The sequence below is a fragment of the Belnapia moabensis DSM 16746 genome, from assembly GCF_000745835.1.
In the GTDB taxonomy this organism is placed as follows: domain Bacteria; phylum Pseudomonadota; class Alphaproteobacteria; order Acetobacterales; family Acetobacteraceae; genus Belnapia; species Belnapia moabensis.
The window spans coordinates 1-1,667 of the sequence record NZ_JQKB01000260.1; the positions used below are offsets into that span (position 1 = coordinate 1).

Below are 1,667 nucleotides of genomic sequence, written 5' to 3' on the forward strand. Positions count from 1 at the left end.
GAGCGCCCACGCTGCGTCGGTGAAAACCTCGCACCCGTTCCCGTCCGTCATGCCCCGAATATGGGAGTAGCACTCAAGCTCTAACAGGCCTTAGCCTTCTGCCGACGGCCGCCTCGACGTTGCCATCAGTCGGGGCGGGTGACATGGGTATTGGGCGTGGTTCAGCAGCCCGGCGCTGCGCTCGTTGTACCCCTTGCCGCAGTCTCGGCAGCGGAACCGGCGGTAGCCTCGGGCGGTATGCTCCGGCCGCTCCGTCACAGCAGCAGAGCCGCAAGCCACGCAGTCCATCCCCGCTTCCCGCTCCGCTGACCCCGGAGCCTACCAGCCCCGCCCCGGCCGGCGAAACGGCCCCACAGGCGCGAGCCCTGACATAACCCCCGGAATCAGGTGCGGTGACCAGAGTCACATCGCGGGTACTGATGCAGCCTTTCCGGTCAGGCGACGCTAATCGGTCAGTCGTGGGCAGCAGGCATCAGGGCATGGCCGAGGGAAATGTCTATGAGGAGGAACCTTGTCCTGGCGCGCGTTGGGCGCAACTCGTTGCACCGCAGCTGGATTGATGCTGGCAAACCGCGCAATTGGGATCTCCGCCTCTGCCCCTTTCAGGAAATCGCACAGCAGGGCGATCTGGACTGTATCCAGGGCGAGGTGATCGCCGGGCCGAAATGGGCCGGCCTGCGGCAACTGCTGAATAGCTGGGATGGCTGGCGGGCCTATGAGCAGATCTGGCTGCCGGATGACGACATCCTTGCCTGCCAGGACGGCATCAGCGCCATGTTCGATGCGGCGCAAACATTGGGCTTCAAGCTTTTTGCCCCCGGCCTGCACGAGGCGTCGCATTTCGCGCATTTCATCGCCATGCGGAATCACCGCTTTTTCGCTAGGCGAGTTGGCTTCGTCGAAATCATGGTGCCCGGCTTCAGTCGCGCGACGCTCGAGCAGCTTCTGCCGACCCTCGATCTGACCACGACAGGCTGGGGCTGGGGTCTCGATTCGCTTTGGCCCAAACTGCTGGGCTACCGCGACCTCGGGATCATCGACGGCATCCCGGTGTTGCACACAAGGGCGGTCGGCCAGTTCCGCGATGCCGAACTCGGACGACGCGTGCTGGAGGAGTCCGACCGCATCCTGACCGGCAATTCGTGCGGCCAACGGATGGTCACCTTCGCTGGCATTGGCCCGGACCTGCAGGAATTGCGGCTCGATCCCGACGCATTGCTGGTCGCGCTGGTTGAGGGTTGGCAATACCTGTTCCGGTACAATCCCAGGATCCTGCACTGGATCGTGGCGGCCCAGGAGCCGCTGTCCCACTGGCCGCCCTATCCCGTCGCCGGCGCGCCCGTCAGCCCGGGATGAGACCGCCGCGCTGCGGTCGAGGCGTTGTGTCAGATGCCAGCATCAATGACGAACTCCTCGCGGCGGCGCCCCTGCTCTTCCAGGTTCTTGAGCCAGGCCGGCGCGCTGCCGCGGCCGGACCAAGTCTCGCCGGTTTCGGTATGGCGGTACTCGGCGCGGACGGGGAGGCGTGCTCTTCGAGGGAGAATGATCCATTGCAGTAGTGGTAGTTCCTCAAACCGGCTCTGTTGCACAAATGAGCTGACGGTTAGGGTTCCCCTTTCCCCGGACAGCCTCATCCTACGGCTTCGGTGACGGGTATTCCGAGCGCG

Annotated in this window: 2 protein-coding genes; one reads left to right on the plus strand and one right to left on the minus strand. The window is 64.7% G+C overall.

The window, feature by feature from the left end; translation table 11 throughout:
• The first annotated feature begins 498 nt into the window (after positions 1–498).
• Complete coding sequence (locus tag EP26_RS30735; RefSeq protein WP_157033996.1) at positions 499–1,356, plus strand: hypothetical protein; 858 nt, start codon at positions 499–501, stop codon at positions 1,354–1,356.
• Between the two features lie 29 nt (positions 1,357–1,385).
• Here EP26_RS30735 and EP26_RS34395 read toward each other — a convergent pair.
• A partial coding sequence (locus tag EP26_RS34395; RefSeq protein ID WP_211259647.1) for an H-NS family nucleoid-associated regulatory protein occupies positions 1,386–1,667 on the minus strand: 282 nt, incomplete at its 5' end.